Genomic DNA, 2125 nt, shown 5'->3' with positions numbered 1-2125 from the left:
TTTATTGGTATAGTCCAATTATAATTGATATGGACCAATGATGCAAGCCAACGAGCTAAAAAAATAACCACTAGCATAAACTTAGTAGTCATTTTTCAGATAATTTTAATATCCAGCGTATTGCTTAAATGCTATTCTATTCAAACCTGTAATTACCATCGTACAGTGGCATTCTATATGCGCGATAAACATAACCTTTCTTGCCACTGTGTTTGAACGAGAAGTTGAAAACTTGAGTTCCATCTGGTTTAACTTCAATAATATTGCTTTCTTTACCACCATTTTTAAAGCCAAAAGTTAGTAATGTGTTCCCATTGTCTAATCGTTGTGCGTTACCAATGACAGGAGTAAAATTCTGCTTCCCAAGTTGTTTACCGTATGACCATGTTTGCTTGATAGTCTTATTTTTTTGATCAATTTGATATTGAGTACCTTGGGAATATTTGCCAGAAGTCTTCTTAGGGCCGTTTGTCACAGCAATGTTGTTATCATACAACAGAATATTTTCTTTATTAGGATCTCCCGTGTCATTAGGCAACTGTGTCAAGGCATGTTGTCCTCCAGTATGCTTAGTTCCCTTTTCAGGCGTTAACAAATACTTGTGATATTTTTTAGGCCAAGCAGATTTTTTCTTACCGCTATATAGCCACTTAAATTCCTTGGTTCTATAATCAAGTTTGAATATTAGATCCTGATTACGGTTTGAGACTAATAGTGAATTTTCTTCCGGCAAATACTCTATTGAATTCATGTGCAACCAATCATGTCCAGGACTAGCCGAACCGTCTGAAACAGCTCCTTTATCGGCTTTATATTTATACCAAACAGATTTAGGTAATAGACGTTTCATATCGATCAAGTTCACGATCTTGCCTGTTTGATGAGAGATCTCAGCAATTGTATCTTCCCCATAAACTGAGCCATCTGAAACCGTCGCTAGGATATTATGATTGGGCAGCTCAACAATATCGTGGTGGATCAGCGTTCGTTTGTTTTTCGGTGTAAATTGATATTCTTGGTAAACCCTACCTAAAGCATCGGTTTCAAGCAAACTATTATAAAGCTCTTTGCTATTATCTTTTTTGGTTAAGATCATTAAATGGCCCTGAGACCATGACTCTACAACATGTTGCGTATAAAGCGTGGAGTACCAGCGGATCTCACCATTGCTATCTACAGCAAACGGTTCTTGTGTTGTCCGGTTCATGACAGTCAGTTTGTTGTCTCCGATATCCATTTGATCTGCTTTCTTGTTAGAAACAGAACTTTTAGCCCGCTGCAAATTTGCTGGTAATTTATCAGTGTTGAGCGTCAATTCTTTTGTCTCAGTTGTTCCATTTTGATACTGAACATCGAGCCTGACTCTGTTAGCATGATCAGCATATAAGCCAACGATCGGAACTTTATGTACCGTGCTAGCTCCTCCGTTAACTTTGTTAGTCAGAGTTGTTTCGTTATTTTTTCCGATCACCGTGTATTTTACTGATGCAGGGATACTGGTATGAAACACCACTAAGGCACTCAATGGTGAAGTTTTATAAGGATTTACCTTAACGAAGGGATTTTCTAGAGTATAGTTCTGGTTTTGGGCAACTTCTTGATATTCTTGTGTCAGCTCTTTTTGTTCATCTTGTCTGACCGAAATCTTTTTTGCATTGATATTTTTCTTGATTTGTTTCTCTGTTAGTGGGACCCGATCCTTTTTTTCTTGATCTGGATCTTTTTTTGAAGTGTTATTGTTCTGCTGACCACAGCCAGCAATAAATAGTGTCAGAGAACTTATAAGTAATAATGATATTATCCAAATTTTGTGTTTTTTGGAAGAATGCAAAGAACCACTCCTTTTTTATTTTTATATTTCACATTATATTAATAGTACCAAACTTTCTGCTTTTATCTTTAACTTAATGTGTTAAAACTTTTAAAAGGGTAAAAATTTAAACAATTTTTTAGAACTAACTCGTTCTTTTACTATCTGACATCATGTGAAAGCAAATCATGCTAGCCCATTTTCTTTAGTAACCATCTGACCACACTTTTTTGAGACATCAAAAAAAGAGGCAACAATATAAACTTTAAAACATTGGGGTCTACACTTTTTAGTGTTGATGAGCGTTCATCAGCA

General features: G+C 35.9%; 1 protein-coding gene. It reads right to left on the bottom strand.

The annotated features are described in order from the left end of the window. Positions 1 to 136: 136 nt before the first annotated feature. Positions 137 to 1831, bottom strand: a complete 1695-nt coding sequence (locus tag FC65_RS10305) for an aryl-sulfate sulfotransferase (protein WP_082619094.1) — start codon at positions 1829 to 1831, stop codon at positions 137 to 139. Between the last annotated feature and the right edge of the window lie 294 nt (positions 1832 to 2125).

Origin of the sequence: Ligilactobacillus acidipiscis DSM 15836, assembly GCF_001435755.1 — a bacterium.
In the GTDB taxonomy this organism is placed as follows: Bacteria; Bacillota; Bacilli; order Lactobacillales; family Lactobacillaceae; genus Ligilactobacillus; species Ligilactobacillus acidipiscis.
This window is presented reverse-complemented; position numbering and strand designations above follow the sequence as displayed.